This window comes from Acinetobacter legionensis (assembly GCF_048552295.1).
Taxonomy (GTDB): domain Bacteria; phylum Pseudomonadota; class Gammaproteobacteria; order Pseudomonadales; family Moraxellaceae; genus Acinetobacter.
The window spans coordinates 1-20,837 of sequence record NZ_JBIMCW010000039.1 but is presented as its reverse complement, the minus strand read 5'-3'; the positions used below and the strand labels follow the sequence as shown (position 1 = coordinate 20,837).

20 protein-coding genes and 1 tRNA gene are annotated in these 20,837 nt (G+C 39.6%); 7 read left to right on the top strand and 14 right to left on the bottom strand.

All coding sequences use genetic code 11. The features are described 5' to 3' along the window. The first annotated feature begins 26 nt into the window (after nucleotides 1-26). On the top strand, nucleotides 27-1,151 hold the full coding sequence (ampC, locus tag ACG916_RS19920; protein ID WP_419330579.1) for a class C beta-lactamase: 1,125 nt from the start codon (nucleotides 27-29) through the stop codon (nucleotides 1,149-1,151). 214 nt (nucleotides 1,152-1,365) lie between these two features. On the opposite strand, the gene ACG916_RS19915 is transcribed toward ampC, so the two are convergent. Then, the gene (locus ACG916_RS19915) at nucleotides 1,366-2,550 is read right to left on the bottom strand and encodes an acyl-CoA dehydrogenase family protein (protein WP_419330571.1); all 1,185 of its coding nucleotides are present in this window, start codon (nucleotides 2,548-2,550) and stop codon (nucleotides 1,366-1,368) included. A 168-nt stretch (nucleotides 2,551-2,718) separates the two neighbouring features. Continuing rightward, nucleotides 2,719-4,662 (bottom strand): acetate--CoA ligase, encoded by a 1,944-nt coding sequence (gene acs / locus ACG916_RS19910; RefSeq protein WP_234624175.1) that lies wholly within the window; start codon nucleotides 4,660-4,662, stop codon nucleotides 2,719-2,721. A 293-nt stretch (nucleotides 4,663-4,955) separates the two neighbouring features. On the opposite strand from acs, the gene ACG916_RS19905 reads away from it, so the two are divergent. Both ACG916_RS19905 and ACG916_RS19900 read left to right on the top strand, forming a co-directional pair. After that, on the top strand, nucleotides 4,956-5,537 hold the full coding sequence (locus ACG916_RS19905; protein ID WP_419330570.1) for a DUF805 domain-containing protein: 582 nt from the start codon (nucleotides 4,956-4,958) through the stop codon (nucleotides 5,535-5,537). Nucleotides 5,538-5,951: 414 nt separating this feature from the next. Beyond that, entirely contained in the window at nucleotides 5,952-6,935 is a 984-nt protein-coding gene (locus ACG916_RS19900; protein WP_373868811.1) for a mechanosensitive ion channel family protein, read from the top strand. Here ACG916_RS19900 and ACG916_RS19895 read toward each other — a convergent pair. The 5 genes from ACG916_RS19895 to prfB form a co-directional block, all read right to left on the bottom strand. Continuing rightward, complete coding sequence (locus ACG916_RS19895; protein ID WP_419313371.1) at nucleotides 6,918-7,631, bottom strand: 16S rRNA (uracil(1498)-N(3))-methyltransferase; 714 nt, start codon at nucleotides 7,629-7,631, stop codon at nucleotides 6,918-6,920. The genes ACG916_RS19900 and ACG916_RS19895 overlap by 18 nt on opposite strands. A gap of 60 nt (nucleotides 7,632-7,691) precedes the next feature. Next, nucleotides 7,692-8,972 carry a 3-deoxy-D-manno-octulosonic acid transferase gene (locus ACG916_RS19890; protein ID WP_419330568.1) on the bottom strand — a complete coding sequence of 427 codons (1,281 nt, stop codon included), beginning with the start codon at nucleotides 8,970-8,972 and terminating at the stop codon, nucleotides 7,692-7,694. 351 nt (nucleotides 8,973-9,323) lie between these two features. Beyond that, nucleotides 9,324-10,382, bottom strand: a complete 1,059-nt coding sequence (locus ACG916_RS19885) for an alkene reductase (protein WP_004723473.1) — start codon at nucleotides 10,380-10,382, stop codon at nucleotides 9,324-9,326. 38 nt (nucleotides 10,383-10,420) lie between these two features. Next, complete coding sequence (locus tag ACG916_RS19880) at nucleotides 10,421-10,720, bottom strand: ArsR/SmtB family transcription factor (RefSeq protein ID WP_034614967.1); 300 nt, start codon at nucleotides 10,718-10,720, stop codon at nucleotides 10,421-10,423. Between the two features lie 140 nt (nucleotides 10,721-10,860). Next, nucleotides 10,861-11,956 (bottom strand): peptide chain release factor 2 gene (prfB, locus tag ACG916_RS19875; RefSeq protein ID WP_096735380.1). Its coding sequence is split into 2 segments (ribosomal slippage): nucleotides 10,861-11,883 and nucleotides 11,885-11,956, totalling 1,095 coding nucleotides; the frame shifts between segments, so codons are not numbered across the junction. Nucleotides 11,957-12,131: 175 nt separating this feature from the next. On the opposite strand from prfB, the gene ACG916_RS19870 reads away from it, so the two are divergent. Next, nucleotides 12,132-13,010, top strand: a complete 879-nt coding sequence (locus ACG916_RS19870; protein WP_324099801.1) for a putative porin — start codon at nucleotides 12,132-12,134, stop codon at nucleotides 13,008-13,010. Nucleotides 13,011-13,310: 300 nt separating this feature from the next. Then, nucleotides 13,311-14,078, top strand: coding sequence for a putative porin (locus ACG916_RS19865; RefSeq protein WP_419330567.1), 768 nt, complete (start codon nucleotides 13,311-13,313; stop codon nucleotides 14,076-14,078). A 164-nt stretch (nucleotides 14,079-14,242) separates the two neighbouring features. Here the strand turns inward: ACG916_RS19865 and ACG916_RS19860 are convergent, their stop codons facing one another. The 3 genes from ACG916_RS19860 to ACG916_RS19850 form a co-directional block, all read right to left on the bottom strand. Further along, nucleotides 14,243-14,917, bottom strand: coding sequence for an HNH endonuclease (locus ACG916_RS19860; RefSeq protein WP_419330565.1), 675 nt, complete (start codon nucleotides 14,915-14,917; stop codon nucleotides 14,243-14,245). Between the two features lie 270 nt (nucleotides 14,918-15,187). Further along, nucleotides 15,188-16,756, bottom strand: a complete 1,569-nt coding sequence (gene guaA, locus ACG916_RS19855) for a glutamine-hydrolyzing GMP synthase (RefSeq protein ID WP_004823655.1) — start codon at nucleotides 16,754-16,756, stop codon at nucleotides 15,188-15,190. Between the two features lie 295 nt (nucleotides 16,757-17,051). Then, nucleotides 17,052-17,468: a DoxX family protein gene (locus ACG916_RS19850; RefSeq protein ID WP_419330563.1), complete on the bottom strand. Its 417-nt coding sequence runs from the start codon at nucleotides 17,466-17,468 to the stop codon at nucleotides 17,052-17,054. 196 nt (nucleotides 17,469-17,664) lie between these two features. Here ACG916_RS19850 and ACG916_RS19845 point away from each other — a divergent pair, with 196 nt between their 5' ends. Beyond that, nucleotides 17,665-18,315 (top strand): DedA family protein, encoded by a 651-nt coding sequence (locus tag ACG916_RS19845; RefSeq protein WP_166782837.1) that lies wholly within the window; start codon nucleotides 17,665-17,667, stop codon nucleotides 18,313-18,315. A gap of 66 nt (nucleotides 18,316-18,381) precedes the next feature. Here ACG916_RS19845 and ACG916_RS19840 read toward each other — a convergent pair whose 3' ends face one another. The 4 genes from ACG916_RS19840 to ACG916_RS19825 form a co-directional block, all read right to left on the bottom strand. After that, on the bottom strand, nucleotides 18,382-18,795 hold the full coding sequence (locus ACG916_RS19840; RefSeq protein ID WP_419330561.1) for a hypothetical protein: 414 nt from the start codon (nucleotides 18,793-18,795) through the stop codon (nucleotides 18,382-18,384). A 13-nt stretch (nucleotides 18,796-18,808) separates the two neighbouring features. Beyond that, nucleotides 18,809-19,645 (bottom strand): ParA family protein, encoded by an 837-nt coding sequence (locus ACG916_RS19835; RefSeq protein WP_004723483.1) that lies wholly within the window; start codon nucleotides 19,643-19,645, stop codon nucleotides 18,809-18,811. Nucleotides 19,646-19,730: 85 nt separating this feature from the next. Further along, nucleotides 19,731-20,123, bottom strand: coding sequence for a SirB2 family protein (locus tag ACG916_RS19830; RefSeq protein WP_004723485.1), 393 nt, complete (start codon nucleotides 20,121-20,123; stop codon nucleotides 19,731-19,733). Nucleotides 20,124-20,140: 17 nt separating this feature from the next. Continuing rightward, on the bottom strand, nucleotides 20,141-20,449 hold the full coding sequence (locus tag ACG916_RS19825) for a BolA family protein (protein ID WP_004723487.1): 309 nt from the start codon (nucleotides 20,447-20,449) through the stop codon (nucleotides 20,141-20,143). A gap of 217 nt (nucleotides 20,450-20,666) precedes the next feature. Here ACG916_RS19825 and ACG916_RS19820 point away from each other — a divergent pair. Next, nucleotides 20,667-20,739: transfer RNA gene (locus ACG916_RS19820), tRNA-Gly, on the top strand. The last annotated feature ends 98 nt before the right edge of the window (nucleotides 20,740-20,837 follow it).

Sequence of the window (20,837 nt, the reverse complement as noted above, 5' to 3'; positions counted from 1 at the left end):
CGATATTTTGCGTCCTCATTGGCAGTATGAGCTTGACGAGCTATGTAAACGCCAACGACATACCTGCAACGTCTATAAAGGTTGAAACTGCAATGAATACTGCATTTCAGCCATTAATGAAAACTTATGCAGTGCCCGGTATGGCAATAGGTATTTTGTATAACGGAAAAAGTTATGAAAAATACTACGGCGTACAATCACTTGCGAATGCGAAAGCCGTAAATAAAAATACCCTTTTTGAACTAGGCTCAGTCAGTAAGATATTTACTGCAACAGCAGGTACTTATGCACAAAATTTAGGCAAAATTTCTCTTCAAGACCATCCTGGGAAATATATACCCGCATTAAAAAACTCAGACATTAATCAAGTCACACTCTTAGAATTGGCCACCTACACCAGTGGTAATCTTCCATTGCAATTTCCTGATCAAATAAAAACAGATGCGCAAACACTTAAATATTTTCAAGATTGGAAAGTCAAAAACCCGATTGGTCAATTTCGACAATATTCTAATCCAAGCATAGGGCTATTCGGTGAAGCGACCGCTAAAGCCATGAACATGCCTTTTAGCGCTTTATTAGAGCAAGTGATTTTCCCCAAGCTAGAACTCCAACATACTTATGTCCAAGTTCCTAAAGCACAACAAGGCAACTATGCCTTTGGTTATGATCAAAATAATCATCCGCTTCGGGTCACTGCTGGCGCTTTTGATGCGCAAGCCTATGGGGTGAAATCTAGCCTACCTGACATGCTACATTTTTTAAATTTAAACTTAAATCCAGATCAAGCCAAAGCAGCGATTAAACCCGCAATTCTAGCGACACATACCGGTTATTTTAAAATGGGTGGTATGACCCAAGCCCTTGGCTGGGAATCGTTCAGCTACCCAGCAACATTAAACACACTATTAGAAAGCAACTCTGATCGGGTTGTGATGCAATCTAACCCTGTTGAAAAAACCCTCGTGAAGACTTGTTCAAGAGTCTTTCATAAAACTGGCTCCACCAATGGTTTTGGGACATATGTGATTTATATTCCACAAGAGAACTTTGGCTTGGTGATGTTGATGAACAAAAAAATTCCCAATGCTGAGCGAATTAAGGCAGCGTATGAAGTGCTCAATAGCTTAAAGCAAAAATCCAATCCTTGATGCTGAAACACGTCAGATCGGGCTAGGCTTTAGCTTTGTGCATAGTTAGATCATTCATGTTGTATCTATTGCAAGGCAACATAATTGTCGCTGTTGGTAGGGGTATAGCAGCTACCCCTTATCCAACACAGATTTTTTCAATCTAAGCTATGGCAATACCAACGCTAAAGCGCTAAGAATGAACGTCTATAAAATGTCATCGGTCGGCTTAGGTTCAAGCGTAAAAACTTGGATCGGGCACTTTTCCAGTCAATACCCATTCCCCTACTTCCTGGTACTTATAATCAATCGGATCATGCAAGGTCTGAGTACGGACATTTCGCCAAAAACGATCTAAATTCAATTTGGCTGTTGTCGCTCTAGCACCCATCACTTGAAAAATATTTTGCGTTATAAACAGTGAGCTATTGGTTGCAGCAATTTTTGCAGTCGCAATGGCAATAGAGACTTCACCACGTTGTTCTGCTGTTAATTGCTCACCAATATTCCAAGCCGCTTGCAATGCTGCAATGGCTTTGTCCGCAAGTAAACGTACACTTTCAAGCTGTACATAAAACTCAGCAAAATGCTTCTGGGTAAACGGATCATTCACCGCATTTTCAGCCAAAGACGTTGACCATGCTTTCTGACTTTGTATTGTTTGTCGCGCAAGGTCAAAGGCACCTTCAGCAACGCCTAAAAACAGATGCACAAAAATCAATTGTGCGATCAAAGGTCGTAAACTGGAGTAAGGTGTACTTAATGGTCCTGGATTTAACAATAACTCATCTTTGTGAATTTTGACCTGTTCAAAATGACTGGTTCCACTGTCCGTTTGACGCTGCCCCATATTATTCCAATCGCCTAAAAAACTGACCCCTTCTCGACGTGTTGGGATCACAGCTATCAGTAATTTTCCAGCATCATTAAAGCCCGAACAAAGCAGTATGTCTGAATCTATTGATCCTGAGCAAAAGCTTTTATCACCATGAAAAATAAAGTCGTTCTCAGTGAGTTGTTGTACCTTCGTGCGTTGATCTAAAGGATTTAAAGTATTGCCCCAAAACAAGTTATTGTGGGCAGTGTGTTCAAACCATGACGAATATTGTTGAGGTTGAGCAAATAACTGTACAGTGGCGATTAGTAAATGATGAAAGCCATATACATGTGCCAAGGAGCTATCGACTTGTGCAATACTTTGAATGGTCTGGAAAATTGTTTTCCAGTTCGCTCCTTGCCCGCCATATTGTTGTGGAATAGACAGTCCCAATAAGCCACTTTGACGAATCAAATCCCGTTCCAGCTTCGGATTACCACCTGCTTTATCACGCTCAGCAGCAGTCTGCGCAAATTGTTCTGCCAATTGCTTTGCCGTTGCTAAAGCAGAAAGGTTTACCGCCTGTTGAGGTGCATTCATCATATTTACTCTTATTCCCAGTGCCTTGAGCTTATCAAATCAAGTAAGATTTCCTTATCTCAATGCCTGCATTACTTATTCTGTGGTTTGAAAATCAATAACAAAAAATACCGCTAGAATTTCTCTAACGGTATTCAACTTTTGGCTAGCAAAATCAAGAGACTTCAATCATTAAGAATTGGCCTTAACCTCTGTAATTAACTGATCTACCACACCTGGATCAGCCAAAGTAGAAGTATCACCTAAACTATCTAGCTCATTGGCAGCAATTTTTCTCAAAATGCGTCGCATGATTTTTCCAGAACGGGTTTTTGGCAAAGCAGGTGCCCAATAAATTGCATCAGGTGTTGCCACAGGTCCCAGCACTTTACGTACCCAACTGACCAATTCTTTACGTAATTCTTCAGTTTCAGCTTCACCCGCCTGCAAGGTCACATAGGCCGCTATGCCTTGCCCTTTAATCTCATGTGGCATACCAACAACTGCTGATTCAGCGACTTTTGCATGCGCAACCAAGGCACTTTCAATTTCAGCAGTGCCCAAACGGTGGCCCGAAACATTCAGGACATCATCCACACGACCCGTAATCCAGTAATAACCATCTTTATCACGACGCGCACCATCACCAGTAAAATAACTGCCCGGATAGGTCGAGAAATACGCTTCAATGAATCGCTCAGGATCGCCCCAAATGGTCCGCATTTGCCCCGGCCAAGAATTCTTAATAATCAAATTGCCTTCTGCTTCACCTTCAAGTTCTTGACCCTCAGCATCAACCAATGCTGGTTGTACGCCAAACAATGGACGAGTGGCTGAACCCGGTTTAAGTGGGGTTGCACCCGGCAGTGGAGAAATTAAAATACCGCCTGTTTCAGTTTGCCACCATGTATCCACAATTGGACAACGGCTTTCACCCACAACGGTATAGTACCAATTCCATGCTTCTGGATTAATCGGCTCACCCACGGTACCCAATAGACGCAAACTGCTACGGTCACTTTCACGCACAAAAGCATCACCCTCACGCATCATGGCGCGGATCGCTGTTGGTGCAGTATAGAGAATGGTAATGTTATGCTTATCTACAATATGACCTGTGCGTGCCCATGTTGGATATTGTGGGATGCCCTCCGACATGACGGTGGTTGTACCATTGGATAATGGTCCATAAAGCACATAAGAATGCCCTGTAATCCAACCCACATCTGCGGTACACCAGAACACATCATCTTGTTTAATATCAAAAACTTCACGGAAAGTTGAATTGACATAAGTTAAATAACCACCCGTGGTATGTAACACCCCCTTAGGCTTTCCTGTTGATCCAGACGTATACAAAATAAATAAAGGATCTTCGGCATTCATCGGTTCTGGCGGACAGATATCTGTGACCGTCATAATTTCCATGTGATACCACAGGTCACGCCCCTCCTGCATTGTTATTGGATGGCCTGTTCGATGCACCACAATCATTTTTTCAACGGAAGTGGTTCCATCCAGCGCCAATGCTGCATCTACATTCTCTTTTAAAGGAATCGTTTTACCACCACGCATACCTTGGTCAGCGGTAATCACCAATTTAGCTTGACTGTCGTCTATCCGACTTGCCAATGAGTCTGGAGAGAATCCACCAAATACCACACAATGCACTGCCCCTATTCGGGTACATGCCAGCATGGCAATCGCCGCTTCAGGGATCATCGGCATATACAAAATGACTCGATCACCTTTCCCGATTCCATTTTTCTTTAAGACATTGGCAAAACGACACACTTCATCATGCAGCTCTTCAAAAGAAATGATTTTATGGCGAGATGGATGATCCCCCTCCCAAATAATTGCAGGTTTCAGTGGGTGTTCTTTTAAATGACGATCTAAACAGTTGGCACTGACATTCAGTTGCCCATCTGCAAACCATTCAATTTTAAAATTATCTTTGTCGTAGCTGGTATTTTTTACTTGAGTAAATGGCTTAATCCAGTCCAATTTCTTTGCAGCTTCTGCCCAAAACTCATCTGGATGCTCTACTGACTGTTGATAACGTTCAAAGTATTCTTGTTCATTGGTCCTTGCTGTTTTAACAAATTGTTCTGGAACTGGATAGACTTCATTCATATTCTGCTTCCTTGATTTGCCACCTCATCACGAGATGTATGCCTACGTTCTTGATTTTATTTGCTGCATGTGTTCAGTATTACGATAGCGCATTTCGGTTAACAATTGTGCTTTGGTCGTAGACACGGGGGTCACTTTAACCATCGGAAAATCTTAAGTCATTTGCCAAAATATTCGAATTTTCAATATCTATGGAGTTTTTTTGATCTTATAATTTGTAGTCAGAAGTGCATATGGTTTTTTTCAGAAAAAAACATTTCCTTACCGAACTCATTCAGCTGGACGCGATCATCATGCAAATACAAGAATCGTCGACTTTTTTTTCAAAGCATCAAGTATCACCAGTAGATTATCCCCTTTCCACTCAAGGCCGCTTTAATCGTTTGAGTTATATTGCTTGGTTTGGATTTTTGCATCTCATTTTTACCATTGCATTGCTTGCCCTCGGTCTAGTCTTTGGCATTGTGAATTTACATTCACTGCAATTCAGCCAACATGCGATAAATTCGATTTCAGGATTAGGACAGTTCACTTACCTCGCACTCAGCTGTCTTTATTTATATGGAATGATGGTTGTGATTATTCGCAGGCTGCATGATCGTAATAAATCTGGTTGGTTTATTCTGTTATTGCTGATTCCCATTGTGCAATTTTTGATGCTGCTGTATTTACTCTTTGCGCGTGGTTGTAATCGTGCCAATCGTTTTGGTCACCCACGCCCATCGACTTTTATTGAAAAATTAATGGCTTGGCTGATGCTAATAGGTTTTATTATCAGCTTAGTTAGCTCTATAAGTGTGGTGTCATTTATGATGGGGACTGGAGAAATTGAAAATCCAACAACAATCATTGAAAAAGGGACTAAATATTTTTAAGGATAATTGGGGTCTGTTGACAATTCGTCTATGTTTGCGACTACGTGTGTTTTTTAGGCGATACTAGGCGCGAAATACGAAATTTAGTTATTCTAAATGAGTAGTTCGTAACAACGTAACGGCAAAAAACACGCTAGTCCCGAAGGGTTGTGGCTAAAATTATCTCAGCCTTCGTTATGAAACTCGAAAATAGTCTCGCTATTCTCTTCGTTTCATGCCTTGCCTGCTCAATTTTAACCTACAACGCAAGCCATTTATGAAATGCCTACAGCCCCCATTCCTTGATGATGCCTTAACATGAGTTGAATATTGATTCACAAATATTATTTTTATTTGTCCGTCATAAGAAAAACTGTAATCAAAGCTTAACTTCTTTGAAATTTCAGGCAAAATATGCCAATTATTTTATTGGACATGATTGTGGCTGAAGAAGCAAATGCATTGAGTACCGTTGCGCAAGACACGACTCAATTGATCCATTCTGCAGGCGAAAAAACTGCACAAACAGTGATTCAACATACTGAAAAATATAAAGACGCATACTCAACCATCGATAAATTTGTCGATGGTTTTTGGGAGCGTATGCCATATTTATGTATTGCGCTGATCGTTATCACTATTTTTTGGTTGCTGTCTAAGCTTTTTAAATTTTTTGTCCGTAGAACACTCGAAAATCGTACCTATACGCGCCAAAATTTAGTTCTGGTACTGAATCGTGTCGGCAGTACCGCAATTATCTTTTTTGGCTTTTTAATTGCCATGGTCATTGCAATTCCAGGCTTTACCCCTGCTCAACTGATGAGTGCTTTGGGGATTGGTTCGGTCGCGATTGGTTTTGCATTTAAAGATATTTTCCAAAATCTACTTTCTGGAATTTTGATTCTTTTAGGTGAACCGTTCAAGATTGGTGATGACATCATTGTCAACAATATGGAAGGTACTGTCGAAGATATTCAAATTCGTGCAACTTTTTTACGTTCCCCTGATGGACGACGTATCGTGATTCCAAACGCAACTGTGTATACCAGTGCCGTGACGGTAAATACCGCTTACCAACGCCGTCGTTGTGAGTTTGTGGTTGGGATTGGTTATGAAGATGATGTACAGAAAGCCAAAGACATTATTCTTAAATTGCTTGATAAAGATCAACGTATTTTAAGCCAGCCGGGCTTTACTGTGAATGTTTCTGCTTTGGCGGATTTCTCTGTCAATTTAACCGTTCGTTGGTGGGTAGATACCACGCAAGTGGTTACTGCGGCTTCGATCAGTGAAATTCAAGAACGTGTGCTAGAAGCCTTTGCGGATAATAATATTTCGATTCCTTATCCTGTTCAGGAAGTCAAAGTCTACCGCGGTGATCCATCAGCGGATGACATCGAATCAGCTCGTGCTAAATAAGCGCCCCAATACATAAGGGATCGCGGTTTCAGTACGCAAAATACGGTTGCCTAAGCTCACTGCTTGGCAGCCGTTTTTTATCAGTAAATCCACCTCATAAGGTATAAAACCCCCTTCAGGTCCAATGATCACAGTACATGAATGATCGATAGCAAATGGCATTTTCTGTTCAGTATACGGATGCGCCACATAAGCAGGATTTTGTGGCGTAATGAAGCTAGGTAAGACATCTTCAACAAAGGGTTTAAAGCGTTTGTAAAGTTCAATTTGAGGAGCGATGGTATCCCCCGCCTGTTCTAATCCCAAGGTAATGTAATGATCAATTTGCTGTAAAAAAGGGCTTTGCCAATAACTTTTATCAACGCGATAACTATGAATCAAAATTAATTTTTCTACCCCCAGTGTCACCGCATCCATAATTAAGCGGCGTAACACTTTGGGGCGTGGTAATGCCACAATTAAAGTTACGGGCAATTTTGCTGGAACAGGCTCTCCTTGAATCGGTCGAAGTAAAATCGTATGTTCTGAAATATCAACAATTTCAGTTAAATAACGACTGGCACCCCGAACGCCAACCTTAAGCGTATCTCCAACTTTGGCAGCAAGATGCATGTGCAAATGTTCAACTTGCCTTTTTGAACTGATTGTCCAAGTTTCAGCTTGTGTTTGACGAGGATCAAGAAGGACGATGTTCATAAAAAATTCTGGTTCGTTTTACTTTTAGCTGATGGTGTTTATTCATCAACAATGTATAAATTATAAATACTGATCAATCACTGCAATATGTTTGTATAAAGAACCCTGATTACGCTTTAAAACATCAATCGCATGCTGGCCTAATTGCTGGGCAAAAGCTTGATCTTCCAAACAGCGCACCAATAACTGAACCACCTCATCAACAGTTTGCCCCACTTTTAAGGCATCTGCCTGTAAGAACTCATCCACAATGGCTTGAAAATTAAAATAATGCGGTCCAATCACGGTGGGTACATCTAAAACCATAGGTTCTAAAATATTATGTCCACCACCGGGTTCATTTAACGACCCACCAACAAAACATGCCTGACTCAATGCATACCACAGCCACATTTCACCCATACTGTCTGCCAAATAGACTTGGGTATTCGACTCGATCGCCTGCTCTAAGCTACGACGCTGTGTTGTTAAATTTAAACTTTGTGCAGCAGCAAAAACCTCATCAAAACGTTCAGGATGGCGCGGGACAACGATTAACAACCAATCTGGATATTGTTCTAAATAGGTTTTAAATGCGAGAAATAATTTTTCTTCTTCAGGTGCGTGTGTACTGGCGATGGTGATGATTTTTCGACTTGCTAAATTCCAGTCCTGCTGCAACTGTTGTGCTTTATGGATAAATTGTTCAGGTGCAGAAATATCAAATTTAATACTTCCAAGTACTTGTGTTTTATTTTGTGGTATACCTAGATCAATAAAGCGTTGCTGCGTTGCAACATCTTGCGCCAATAACTGATCTAATTTCTGTAGCATTGGACGGGTTAGGCTTGGAACTTTGGCATAGCCTTTGGCAGATTTTTCTGAAAGCCGTGCATTCACTAAAATACAAGGCACTTTAAACTGTTGAGCTAGATCAATAAGATTTGGCCATAGTTCAGTTTCAACCAAAATCAGTAATTTGGGTTGGTATTTCTGATAAAAATCAGCAACTAAATAGCGCTGATCGGCAGGCAAATATACCGCTTGAAATAATGCTTGATAAGGTGCTTTTAAGAATAACGATTTGGCACGTGCTTGACCTGTTTTTGTCGTATTGGTGACTAAAACAGCATGACCTGCTTTTAAATAATGTTCGATTAAAGGCTGAGCAGCATTGGTTTCTCCGACTGAAACACAATGAAACCAAATGGCATGCTGATTCTTTACATCTTGAAAGGGGCCAAAGCGCTCAAGACGTTCTTGTTGGTATTCTGCGCTATCTTTCACACGTTTTTTGATACGCCATTGATACAAAGGCTTAACGATTTTAAGTGCTGTGTTATACCAAAAAGGAGTAGCCAAACAGAATGTCTCAATATAGATGAATGGGCAAATATAACAGAGCCATATTCAGTTGTTAATGAATAATATTTAACGATTTGTTGTCAGCAAGGTAGTCGACCGCATGCTAGAGCAAATCTGATTCATCAACCAGCAACAACACTAGCAAAACTTGGCTTTACAGGGATGAAAAAACGCTTATTGGTTAAGAGGTAGTGTTGTACGCCTTAACCAATAGCGATATCCATGCAATCGTACGATAGATATACCTTGTAAGAGTCAACGATGCAAAAAGAAAACTGGTTAAATTTATCTGAGTTGTGGATGTGAATGGGTATTCCATTCACATCCAGAGAAAATACAGTCTTTGTTTTATCCCAAAGCAGGATAATCAATATAGCCTTCCGCAGTTTGTGAACCAATCATATTTTCAAACACCAATTCATTCAAAGGTGCGTCTTGAATCAGACGTTCATACAAATCAGGATTGGCAATATAAGCTTTACCGAAAGACACCGCATCTGCTTGACCTGATGCCAAGAGTTTGATGGCATCTTCACGACTTAAACGCATATTGGCAATATATGGCACACCGTTTGAACGTCGCTTCATATATTCGCTGATACTGTCATCGGCTAAATATTCACGTGTAAAGAAGAACGCAATTTTACGTTTACCTAATTGTTCCAAGACATAACCAAAGGTTTCACGTGGATCAGCATCCCCCATATCATGCTCATCACCGCGAGGCGCTAAATGTATGCCCACTCGGCCTGCACCCCATACTTCAATTAAAGCATCCATCACTTCAAGTAAAAGACGTGCGCGGTTTTCAACAGAACCACCATATTCATCTTCACGGTGATTGGTTGAACTTTGTAAGAACTGATCAATCAGGTAGCCGTTGGCAGCATGTAATTCAACGCCATCAAAACCAGCCGCCTTGGCTTTAATTGCAGCCTGTTTAAACTGTTCGGTGATGGTATGAATTTCAGAGATTTCCAAAGGTCGTGGCACAACATAGTCACGTTTTGGACGTAATAAGCTGACTTGTCCTGCTTGTTGTATTGCACTTGCAGATACAGGTGTTTCCCCATCGAGTAAATCTGGATGTGAGACACGTCCCACATGCCATAACTGCGCCACAATCAAACCACCTTGGTCATGAACCGCTTGGGTCACAGACTTCCAGCCCTCAACTTGCGCATCGGTAAATAGCCCTGGTGTATTTAAATAACCATTGGCTTGTTCTGAAATCACTGTTGCTTCAGAAATGATTAAACCTGCACTGGCACGCTGTGCATAGTGCTCAGCCATGATTGCCGTGGGTACTCGATCAGCGGTAGCACGGCTACGGGTTAAAGGCGCCATCACGACACGATTTTTTAAATGTAAATCGCCAAGTACAAGGGGAGAGTTAAGTTCAGCCATATTTGCCTCATCACTCGCTTTCTGATTGAAATCAGGCGTTAAAGCGAGTTTTGTAGATAATCAATATATTGCTGAATTAAAGCTTCATTACGCGAGAAATATGACCATTGACCATATTTCTCGGCCTGAATTAATCCTGACTGTTGCAAAACAGACAAATGATTTGACATCGTAGATTGAGAGACATTACCGAGCTTCTCGATATTCCCTGCACACACACCACGACCAAAGCCACCGCACTGCTCTTCCGACAAATATTGTTGTGGCTTCTTGAGCCATTCCAAAATCTGTCGGCGAGTCGGATTCGCTAATGCTTTAGAAATTAAATCAATATCCATCTTAGACACATTCAATTCAGAGCAAAGCTCCATTCAGCATCTTTGCATCCAATATATCGCATTTTTTCGATTTTAATATCGATTTTTTTAGATATATTGCAAAAATACAGATAAAGCTTTGCTTTTGTTAAAAATTTAAATTAAAGACCTTGTTTTAAGCTGGCTTCAATAAATTTATCTAGATCGCCATCCAATACTGCACCCGTGTTCGAGTTCTCAACACCAGTACGCAAATCTTTAATACGAGAGTCATCCAGTACATATGAACGAATCTGACTGCCCCAGCCAATATCCGATTTTGAATCTTCAAGTGCTTGAGCAGCTTCATTACGTTTACTCATTTCCAGTTCGTACAATTTTGCACGTAACTGTTTCCAAGCATGATCACGGTTTGCATGTTGTGAACGCTGGTTCTGGCATGCCACCACAATCCCAGTTGGTGCGTGAGTCAAACGTACTGCTGAGTCGGTTTTGTTAATATGCTGACCGCCTGCACCAGATGCACGATATGTATCTGTACGCACATCAGCAGGATTAATATCGATCTCAATATTATCGTCCACTTCAGGTGATACAAATACTGCCGAGAATGAGGTATGGCGGCGATTACCTGAGTCAAATGGTGACTTACGCACTAAACGGTGTACGCCAGATTCGGTACGTAACCAACCATAAGCATACTCGCCTTCAACACGGATTGTTGCAGATTTAATCCCTGCAACATCACCATCTGATTCTTCCATCAATTCTGCTTTAAAGCCATGACGTTCGATCCAACGCATATACATACGTAACAGCATTGAAGCCCAATCTTGTGCTTCAGTACCGCCTGAACCAGCTTGAATTTCCACATAACATGGATTTGGGTCCATTGGATTACTAAACATACGACGGAATTCAAGTTTTGCTAACTCTTCTTCCGCTGCAGTCAATTCCGACTGAACATCTGCCAATAAGCTTTCATCATCTGCTTCAACAGCAAGATCAAGCATGGCTTGTGCATCATCAAGCTGTGTCGCCAAGCCTTCTAAAACGTTGATCACGTTTTCAAGCTCGCCTTTTTCTTTTGCCATCGCCTGAGCACGGCTTTGATCATTCCAGATCGCTGGATCTTCTAACTCGCGGAGAACCTCTTCTAAACGCTCTTTCTTTAGATCGTAGTCAAAGATACCCCCGTAGTGTTAGACCACGGTCATTTAAGTCTTTTAGCTGAACTAGATAAGGATTAATTTCCACGAGTTTTAATCTCACATTTGACGTCTTTTAATTCGCACGCATTCTACCACAGAGTGGAAAAAGTTGAGATATGGCATTTTTTAGACAACACAATTGACTACAGTGTAGTTTTTGTGAACAATGTTGTTGTTTTGTAACAAAACTCTGACCTTACAACACCACAAAAAAATTTAGGATACTTATGAAACAATCTCTTTTATTTTTCGCTTTAACCGCAATCAGCTGTTCTAGTTTTGCCTACAATGTGCAATTTGATGCTGGGTTTAGATCTTTTGATCATGATAACAATTACATTGATCAAGACTATCAAGCCGATATTAAAGGCAAATACTATTTTGATCCTGTACAAATCAAAAACAACCCATTGAATGAGGCAGCATTTTTAGGCCGTAATAGCAATGTCTATGGTGGTTACGATTATCGTACTATCGAAAGTCAGGACTACTTAACCTATGATCCTTTATCTACCAGCACATTTTATGAGCTTGCTCGAGCAAAAGATGAAAAAGATCTTCATTACTTTACAGGTGGCTTAGAATATTTTCATGAACAATTCTATCTCAATGGTGAGATTGGGCTTGGCATAGTGAAAATAAAAAGCAACATAGATTCAAATTATGGTTCAGTTCGTTATAAAAATGATTATAACGTCACCACTTATCGCGCATTGGTGGGCTATATGCCGATCAGCAATTTGCTCATTGCAGCAGGTGTCGATGGTTTCAGTGGTGATAAATATCTTGATGATGAAACGGATTTTGCCGCTAAAATTAAATATGTAATGCCAATTGGTCAAAATGGACATTATTTAAATCTTGAAGCGAATGGCGTGTTTGGCGATGAAAACAATGTTATCTTCGCTGCAGATTACTATTTGACCCGTGCTTTCAGTATCGGCAGTGCATATAGTTTAAAAGATGACGATGAAAGCAATAATAATTTCCTCTGGTTCCGTAGCAAATACTTTGTGAATGAAAATGTTGCTATTGGTGCCGAAGCAGGTTTTAGCAGTGGCATGAACCTTTTTAATGTGAATGGAACTTTCCGTTTTTAAGCACTTAGAAAGCCAAAAAACTTTGAGGCATTTCATTTCTGAAATGTCTTTTTTATTACAAATTATGTCCAACCCTTACTCAAAGCGTACCAATATCCACACTATCTACACAATTTTAATAAAACAACACATAAGTTTTATACATTTATTTTCAATAACTTAAATAAAAATTGTTACATAAACTCACCAATATTACATTCCGGTTACCATAGCATGGTTGACGATTTTTATATTTGCCCTAGACTCAAAATTGTAACTAAACATGTATAAATCAATCAATTCTTCATAGGGGCGAATTCCATGAAAAAATTAGCAATCGCATCTGCAATCTTTTCCGTAGCCGCTTTAACTGGCACTGCACATGCTTACCAAGCCGAAGTTGGTGGTTCATATACATATAATGATCCAGATAATATTGATGCAACTCATAGCTTTGGTGTAGATGGTACTTATTATTTCAAACCAGTACAAACTCGTAATTCACCGCTTAATGAGGCTGCATTCTTAGATCGCGCAAGTAATGTAAAAGCCAATGTAAATTATGCCAAAAATGATGGTGTAAAAGACAGCCAATATGGTGCGGGTCTTGAATACTATGTACCTAACTCAGACTTCTATGTAAGTGGTCGTGTAGGTCGTGATGAACTTGAAGTTGATAACACCAACATCGACAATAAAGTAACGACTTATGGCGCTGAAGTGGGTTATTTACCAGCTCCTGGTTTATTACTTGCACTTGGTGTGACAGGTTATGATGTTAAAAATGGTGATGACGGCGCAGACCCAACTGTACGTGCTAAATATGTAACCAAAGTAGGTCAATATGACGCTAACTTTGAAGCTTTTGGTGCATTCGGCGACTTGGATGAGTACAAAGTACGTGGTGACTTGTATTTAGATAAGACCTTAAGTGTAGGTGCTGACTACTACAACAATGATTTAACTGATCGTGATGAATGGGGTATTTCTGCGAAGAAATTCTTTAATCAAAACGTTAGCTTAGAAGGTCGTGTAGGTTTTGGTGATGACTACAACACTTACGGCGTTCGTGCAGGATACCGTTTCTAAGTTTAAATCCATTTAGCAATCGCTCTTTTGGAGCAACAAAAGCCAGTCAGTTGACTGGCTTTTTTATCGATTTTGAAAAAGGTTCAACTCAACATGCTTAATAAAGCTACACCAATAAAAAATGAATGAGCTATTTAGAACACTTTAAAATTTTATTGAATTAATTATTTTTCAAAAATTGTATCACGATGAAATTCTAAATAATGTCGATGTTTCGGATTAAATTCGAAATATGCTTTTGATGGTATTTTAAAAAACTCTTTATCACTATCGGTTAATTGATAACTCAATAAAATACTTCCCTTCTCATCAAAAGAAATTAGCCCATGATCAAATAGCCTATCAAAATTTGGGGTGAGTAATAGCCCATTGTATTCATCATTTTTTTCATAATTCTCACTTTTTGCCCAAGGTTTTATATGAGAAGCTATCAATAATTGACGATTATTGAAGCCAGTCACAGCACAATATGGATTTAAATCAAATAATTTTTTTCTAAATTTATTTTGGGTGAGCCGAATAGCAATCAGTCTTTCTGCCTCTGAAGTAAAATTTTGATCAGATGTAAATATGGTTTGATCTTGAATATCAAATTTTTTTAAATAATTTCCATAATGATTGACTGCAGAGGAGTACATATTGTTTCCCACACGATTTCGTTCTTTATAAATATCTAAAGTGAAAATCATCTGTTTTAAAGCTTCAAACTCAATGCTATTTTTTGGTAACTGATAACTTGGAAGCCATTCACTCATTCTATTTTTAATCACTAAAGCATATTTAGATGCAGTTGCTTGTGATAATCTTTTTTCTGCCATTAACCAGTGATAAAAATCCATAACCATCTCTACTTATTCTATTTTTTAACTATACAAAAGAAAAGGACGCTCATGCGTCCTTTAATCAGTCTTTAACTCTTTTCAAAACTACGCGAGCATAGCTCTTGGCGTATTCAGGCAAAAAACTTCGCTTCTTGAAACCGCCTACTGCCGAGGGCACAGCTCTTGGCGTAATTCAGGCAAGAAGCTTCGCTTCTTAAAACTCTGCTGCCGCGAGCACAGCTCTTGGCGTAAAATCAGCAAAATGCGTTGCATTTTGAAACCCTGATTTTACTCCCATTCAATTGTTGCTGGTGGTTTAGAAGAAACGTCATACACCACACGAGAAACATCTTTAATTTCATTCATGATACGTGTTGAGATTTTATCCACCAACTCATATGGAAGATGGGCAAAACGAGCTGTCATAAAGTCAACCGTTTCCACGGCACGAAGTGCAATGACCCATGCATAACGACGGCCATCACCCACGACACCCACCGATTTTACTGGTTGGAATACTGCAAATGCTTGTGCAGTTTTATCATACCAACCACTTGCACGAAGCTCTTGCATAAAGATGTCATCAGCAAGACGAAGAATATCAGCATATTCTTTTTTCACTTCACCCAAGATACGCACGCCCAAACCTGGACCAGGGAATGGATGACGATAAAGCATTTCATGTGGTAAACCTAAAGTTGTACCTAAACGACGCACTTCATCTTTAAATAAGTCACGAATTGGCTCAACCAATTCAAATGCTAAATCTTCAGGTAAACCACCCACGTTATGGTGTGATTTAATCACATGCGCTTTACCATTTTTAGTTGCCGCAGACTCAATCACGTCAGGGTAAATCGTACCTTGCGCAAGGAAGTTTACGCCATCAAGCTTACGCGCTTCTTCAGCAAAAACTTCGATAAATTCACGGCCAATGATTTTACGTTTTTTCTCAGGATCAACTTCGCCTGCAAGTGCAGATAAGAAACGTTCTTCTGCATCAGCACGAATCACACGGATCCCCATGTTTTTCGCAAACATGTCCATCACTTGCTCACCTTCGTTTAAACGAAGTAAGCCATTGTCTACGAATACACAGGTCAGCTGGTCACCGATTGCTTTATGCAACAATGCTGCAACTACAGATGAGTCAACACCACCTGAAAGACCTAAAAGAACTTTTTGATCACCAATTTGTTCACGTAATTGTTCAACACGTAAATCAATAATGTTTTCAGAATTCCAAAGATTACGGCAACCACAAATGCTGTGAACGAAGTTAGACAGTAATTCTGCACCTTTAGCAGTATGTGTCACTTCTGGGTGGAATTGCACCCCGTAGAAACGGCGCGTTTCATCACTCACTGCAGCAAATGGACAGCTTGGTGTGCTTGCAGTCACTTTAAAGCCTGCTGGAATCGCAGAAACTTTGTCACCGTGGCTCATCCAGACATTGAGTTTGTCATCACCATCATTTAAATCACCAAGCAATTGATCACGTACTAAAACGTCAACTGCTGCATAACCAAATTCATGTACAGTACCTGGCTCTACTTTACCGCCAAGTTGTTCTGACATGGTTTGCAGACCATAGCAGATCCCCAATACAGGTACACCCAAGTTGAATACAACTTCTGGCGCACGTGGACTACCTTCCTCATGCACACTTTCAGGACCACCAGACAAGATGATACCGTTCGGATTAAACGCGCGAATGTCTTCTTCAGACATATCAAAAGCATACATTTCAGAATATACACCAGCTTCACGTACACGGCGTGCAATAAGCTGGCTATATTGAGAACCGAAATCCAAGATAAGGATACGATCTTCAGTAATTTGAGTATTGGTAGTCATGAGTCAACAACTATGCAGGCAAACGAATATAAGCGCCATATTCTATCATTTTTATAAGCCGTACGCACTCCATTCAATCAAGTTCCTTAGCTTTGTAAAAAATCATTTTAAATAATCAGCTTATAGGTTCATTTTGGCTTTAATGATGCTCATCAGTTCACTGGGAGTCATAGTTAAAACTGAATTGAATATTTTTAGATAGCATAAACCAATTGATCCATTTGAATAAGGCTAAATGAACACACAAAAAAGCCAGATACAGATCTGGCTTTTCAAAGCTTTATTAATGTTTAAATTATTTTTCTATTACATAGTCAAGACTCAATTTCCCTGCACCATGCAACATCAAGAAAAACAAACCACCTGCCATTGCGAAGTTTTTCATAAAGTTAATTGCATCTGCTTCACCACCATGAAATAGGAATGCAGTAATCAAACTAAATACGCCCAAACCAAATGCTGCAAAGCGTGCCTGAAAACCAAATAACAATGCCAGACCACCACCGAACTCAACCAGAATGGTTAAAGGTAACATGGCACCTGGTACACCCATTGATTCCATATAACCGACAGTTACGCTGTAAGCCGTGATTTTGCCCCAACCAGCAACAAGAAAGATATATGCCATAAGAATACGTGCAATCAATGCAATACTCGCATTGGCGGTGGGTTGATTCACAATATTTTTAACAACAACATTTGGATTAAACATGGTGTGACCTAATTTGTATTTCGTTCTGAAGATGTATACATATTAATCACTAAACATTTCAAGTTAAATACTTAAAAACTAAACTCATCGTTGCAAATTAAGAACAATAATAAGTTTTAAAAATTTACTTTTTAATACTGACTTTCATAACTCACACTGCTAGGATTTGTGCACCAATTCGCATAGTTTCTGCCTTATGGATCTGATTGACTTTATTTTGCACGTAGACGAACACCTGTTTGAATTTATTAGAAATTATGGTATCTGGGTGTATGGAATTTTATTCCTGATTATTTTTGTTGAAACAGGTCTCGTGGTAATGCCATTCCTGCCCGGGGATAGCTTACTTTTTGCTGCTGGCGCTTTAGCTGCTTCGACGGGTGCAATGGATCCTGTGGTTTTAATCACTCTGCTATTTATTGCAGCAGTGCTCGGTGATACCCTCAATTATCATATTGGGAAATATGTCGGACCGCGTGTTTTTGAAATTGATTCTAAATTTATCAACAAACAACACTTGCTGAAAACATCACAGTTTTTTGAAAAACATGGTGGAAAAACCATTATTTTTGCCCGTTTTATCCCTTTTGCCCGTACTTTTGCACCCTTTGTTGCAGGTGCAGGAAGCATGAATTATAAATATTTCTTAACCTATAATGCAGTCGGTGCAATTTGCTGGGTTGGCTCGTTTATTACCTTGGGTTATTTATTCGGGAATATGCCAATTGTGAAAGATAATTTCACCCATTTGGTTTTCGGTATCATTATTCTCAGCGTGTTACCTGGTGTGATTGGTTATATACGTCATAAATTTTTTAATAAAAATAAAATGCCAAACCGTCAATAAACAGCATATTTAAAAATGATAAAAAAGCCGATTTCTAAAATCGGCTTTTTTATAGCGTAAAACCCGTTATTTTTTAACTTCCTGACGTTTAGGGACGTAAGGGCAGTTCTTAAATTGAGCCGCCTGAGACAGGGCATCTTGCTCACCATACAGTCGGGAAAGCTCAGTATTTTTGGTATTTGAAGATTGCCCTAAATTTACAGAAATACTTGGACCAATCCCCCAACCCCAGCCACCGCTGCCCCAACCACCACCGACACCTAGTCCAACACCTACGCCTGTACGTTTCGCAGGTTGTACACCATTATTAATGTATTGCTGAATACGTTTAAATTCTGTCGTCAATTGCAAACAGTTCATCGCCTGATACTGCGTAGGCGATACATAAGTGGGTTTAACCGTCGTCGTACAAGCCGATACGACAAGCGCCATTAAGGCAACGACTGATAATTTAACAGAAGTCATTTTCAATGATTTCATCACGATCTCGAAATTATTTTTTATCAATCTCATTGAACAATGATTGATAGGCTTGAGTCAATTTATGATCTGTAGCCAAATGAATTAATGGCAGATTTTTATGATGCGATTCTTTCATTAATACAGAAGGTGGCAACATATTTTCTAAAACTGGTAAACCTTCATCTTTAAGCTGTTGTACCACTTCACGCGGTAATTTTGCCTGAGCTTGATATTGATTGACCACAATGCCTTCGATTTCAAGTCGATCATTATGATCATCTTGAGTTTCAATGACATTTTGAATAAGCGTCTGTAATGCGCGTTTTGAAAACACATCACAATCAAACGGAATCAGAACACGATCCGCTGAGATCAGTGCCGATAAGGTAAAAAAGTTAAATGCTGGCGGTGTATCAATATAAATACGCTCATATTGACTGGTTAAGGTCTGAATCGCATCACGTAACTTATAAATTTTATGCTTTGATTCTAACGCATGCTCTAACTCGCCTAAGCTCGGGCTGGCGGGTAATACATCCAAATCTTTAAAAGGTGAACGATGAATATATTGCTCAAAACCTTTATTTTTTGTTTTTAAAAGGCTACCAATGGCATTGCCAATCAATCCTTTTTGTTGATGATTCCCAAGTACATCATTAAAAAAGTTTTCAATATTCGGCTCTAATGCAGTTTTTTCAGCAGAATAGGTGGCGTCATCACCCAAAAGATATTGGCTAGAATTTGCTTGAGGATCTAAATCAATCACCAATGTTTTAAAACCTTGATACGCACTAATCGCAGCAAGATTCACCGTAATACTTGATTTTCCTACACCGCCTTTTTGGTTAAATACCACACGAGTTAGCATACAAGTTCCCTAAGCTATCATTATTTTTAAACTTGTATCTAGTTTAACCTAGACGCTATACAAGTGTGAAATTCATGTCTAACAATCAACTAAAAACTGGTTTAAGCACCACCAAAACTAAAGTTGCAAGCAAAGCAATTCCGCCAATCACTAAACCTGCTCTGCGTTGTGTTAAAAGAACGGTATCATCCTTTTTATAGGCTTTTATTTGTGAGGAAAGGAAAACCATAAACAAAATAATTTTCGCATAGAACCACGGCTGCACTTTAAACTCGTTCATAATCAATAAAGTTAGCCCTGTAAATATAACCACAGTGAGGGAAAGATGTTGCAAGGCAACAAAAGCCACTCGCCCTTTAGGATTCGGTTGCTGGTTGTGTGTTCCAATAAATAATGTTGATGCGCGTAAAACAAAAACCAAGATTAATAACCCAACACTGGTCATATGAATGATTTTAATCAGTAAATGTGTATCCATTTTAATTACTCTGCACTTTATACTTTAGGTGCATGAGCGCAGTCTGGACTTGCTGGGGCTTGACCTTGCCACTCACTTGGAAGATAAGCATGGATCGCTAAGGCATGAATTTTTCCAGGGCTGAGTAAGGCTTTGGCTTCTGCGTACACTTTTTGGTGGCGTTGTACCAAACGTAACCCTGCAAATTGTTCACTGACAATGATCACTTTAAAATGCGACTCTTTTCCAGGAAAATACCCGCCATGACCAGCAGACTCATTGATCACTTCTAAATGTGATGGCTCAAGTTGATTTAAACTTTCAATCAATTGTTGTTCTAAACTCATGCTGATTCCTTAGAGATCGATCAATGGGTGAATGACATAGTATAGCGGATTCTTTGAGCATCGCTGTGTGTTCAGCAAAGCTTTTGCTGTTCGATTTGATTTTTTTAAATTAAATTTTGAAGTTTTTTCATAAAAATGTCTTTATTTTATGCAATTAGTGTTTTCCTTTGCAGAAAAATCTTGACCCTACCATCTGTTGATGTATTATACACCGCATGCGGGAATAGCTCAGTTGGTAGAGCATAACCTTGCCAAGGTTGGGGTCGGGAGTTCGAGTCTCCTTTCCCGCTCAAATTTTTTTATTCAGTTTTTTATTTAAAAAATTGGACAGACTCCGCGGGAATAGCTCAGTTGGTAGAGCATAACCTTGCCAAGGTTGGGGTCGGGA

Bases quoted from the DNA above. Each gene is read 5' to 3' on its own strand.
- ACG916_RS19885 (WP_004723473.1), bottom strand. From the start codon at position 10,382: ATGGCTGAACTTAACTCTCCCCTTGTACTTGGCGATTTACATTTAAAA.
- ACG916_RS19900 (WP_373868811.1), top strand. From the start codon at position 5,952: ATGATTGTGGCTGAAGAAGCAAATGCATTGAGTACCGTTGCGCAAGAC.
- ACG916_RS19880 (WP_034614967.1), bottom strand. From the start codon at position 10,720: ATGGATATTGATTTAATTTCTAAAGCATTAGCGAATCCGACTCGCCGA.
- ACG916_RS19840 (WP_419330561.1), bottom strand. From the start codon at position 18,795: ATGAAATCATTGAAAATGACTTCTGTTAAATTATCAGTCGTTGCCTTA.
- guaA (WP_004823655.1), bottom strand. From the start codon at position 16,756: ATGACTACCAATACTCAAATTACTGAAGATCGTATCCTTATCTTGGAT.
- ACG916_RS19905 (WP_419330570.1), top strand. From the start codon at position 4,956: ATGCAAATACAAGAATCGTCGACTTTTTTTTCAAAGCATCAAGTATCA.
- ampC (WP_419330579.1), top strand. From the start codon at position 27: ATGAGCTTGACGAGCTATGTAAACGCCAACGACATACCTGCAACGTCT.
- acs (WP_234624175.1), bottom strand. From the start codon at position 4,662: ATGAATGAAGTCTATCCAGTTCCAGAACAATTTGTTAAAACAGCAAGG.
- ACG916_RS19845 (WP_166782837.1), top strand. From the start codon at position 17,665: ATGGATCTGATTGACTTTATTTTGCACGTAGACGAACACCTGTTTGAA.
- ACG916_RS19915 (WP_419330571.1), bottom strand. From the start codon at position 2,550: ATGATGAATGCACCTCAACAGGCGGTAAACCTTTCTGCTTTAGCAACG.
- ACG916_RS19860 (WP_419330565.1), bottom strand. From the start codon at position 14,917: ATGGATTTTTATCACTGGTTAATGGCAGAAAAAAGATTATCACAAGCA.
- ACG916_RS19850 (WP_419330563.1), bottom strand. From the start codon at position 17,468: ATGTTTAATCCAAATGTTGTTGTTAAAAATATTGTGAATCAACCCACC.
- ACG916_RS19830 (WP_004723485.1), bottom strand. From the start codon at position 20,123: ATGGATACACATTTACTGATTAAAATCATTCATATGACCAGTGTTGGG.
- ACG916_RS19835 (WP_004723483.1), bottom strand. From the start codon at position 19,645: ATGCTAACTCGTGTGGTATTTAACCAAAAAGGCGGTGTAGGAAAATCA.
- ACG916_RS19825 (WP_004723487.1), bottom strand. From the start codon at position 20,449: ATGAGTTTAGAACAACAATTGATTGAAAGTTTAAATCAACTTGAGCCA.
- ACG916_RS19865 (WP_419330567.1), top strand. From the start codon at position 13,311: ATGAAAAAATTAGCAATCGCATCTGCAATCTTTTCCGTAGCCGCTTTA.
- ACG916_RS19895 (WP_419313371.1), bottom strand. From the start codon at position 7,631: ATGAACATCGTCCTTCTTGATCCTCGTCAAACACAAGCTGAAACTTGG.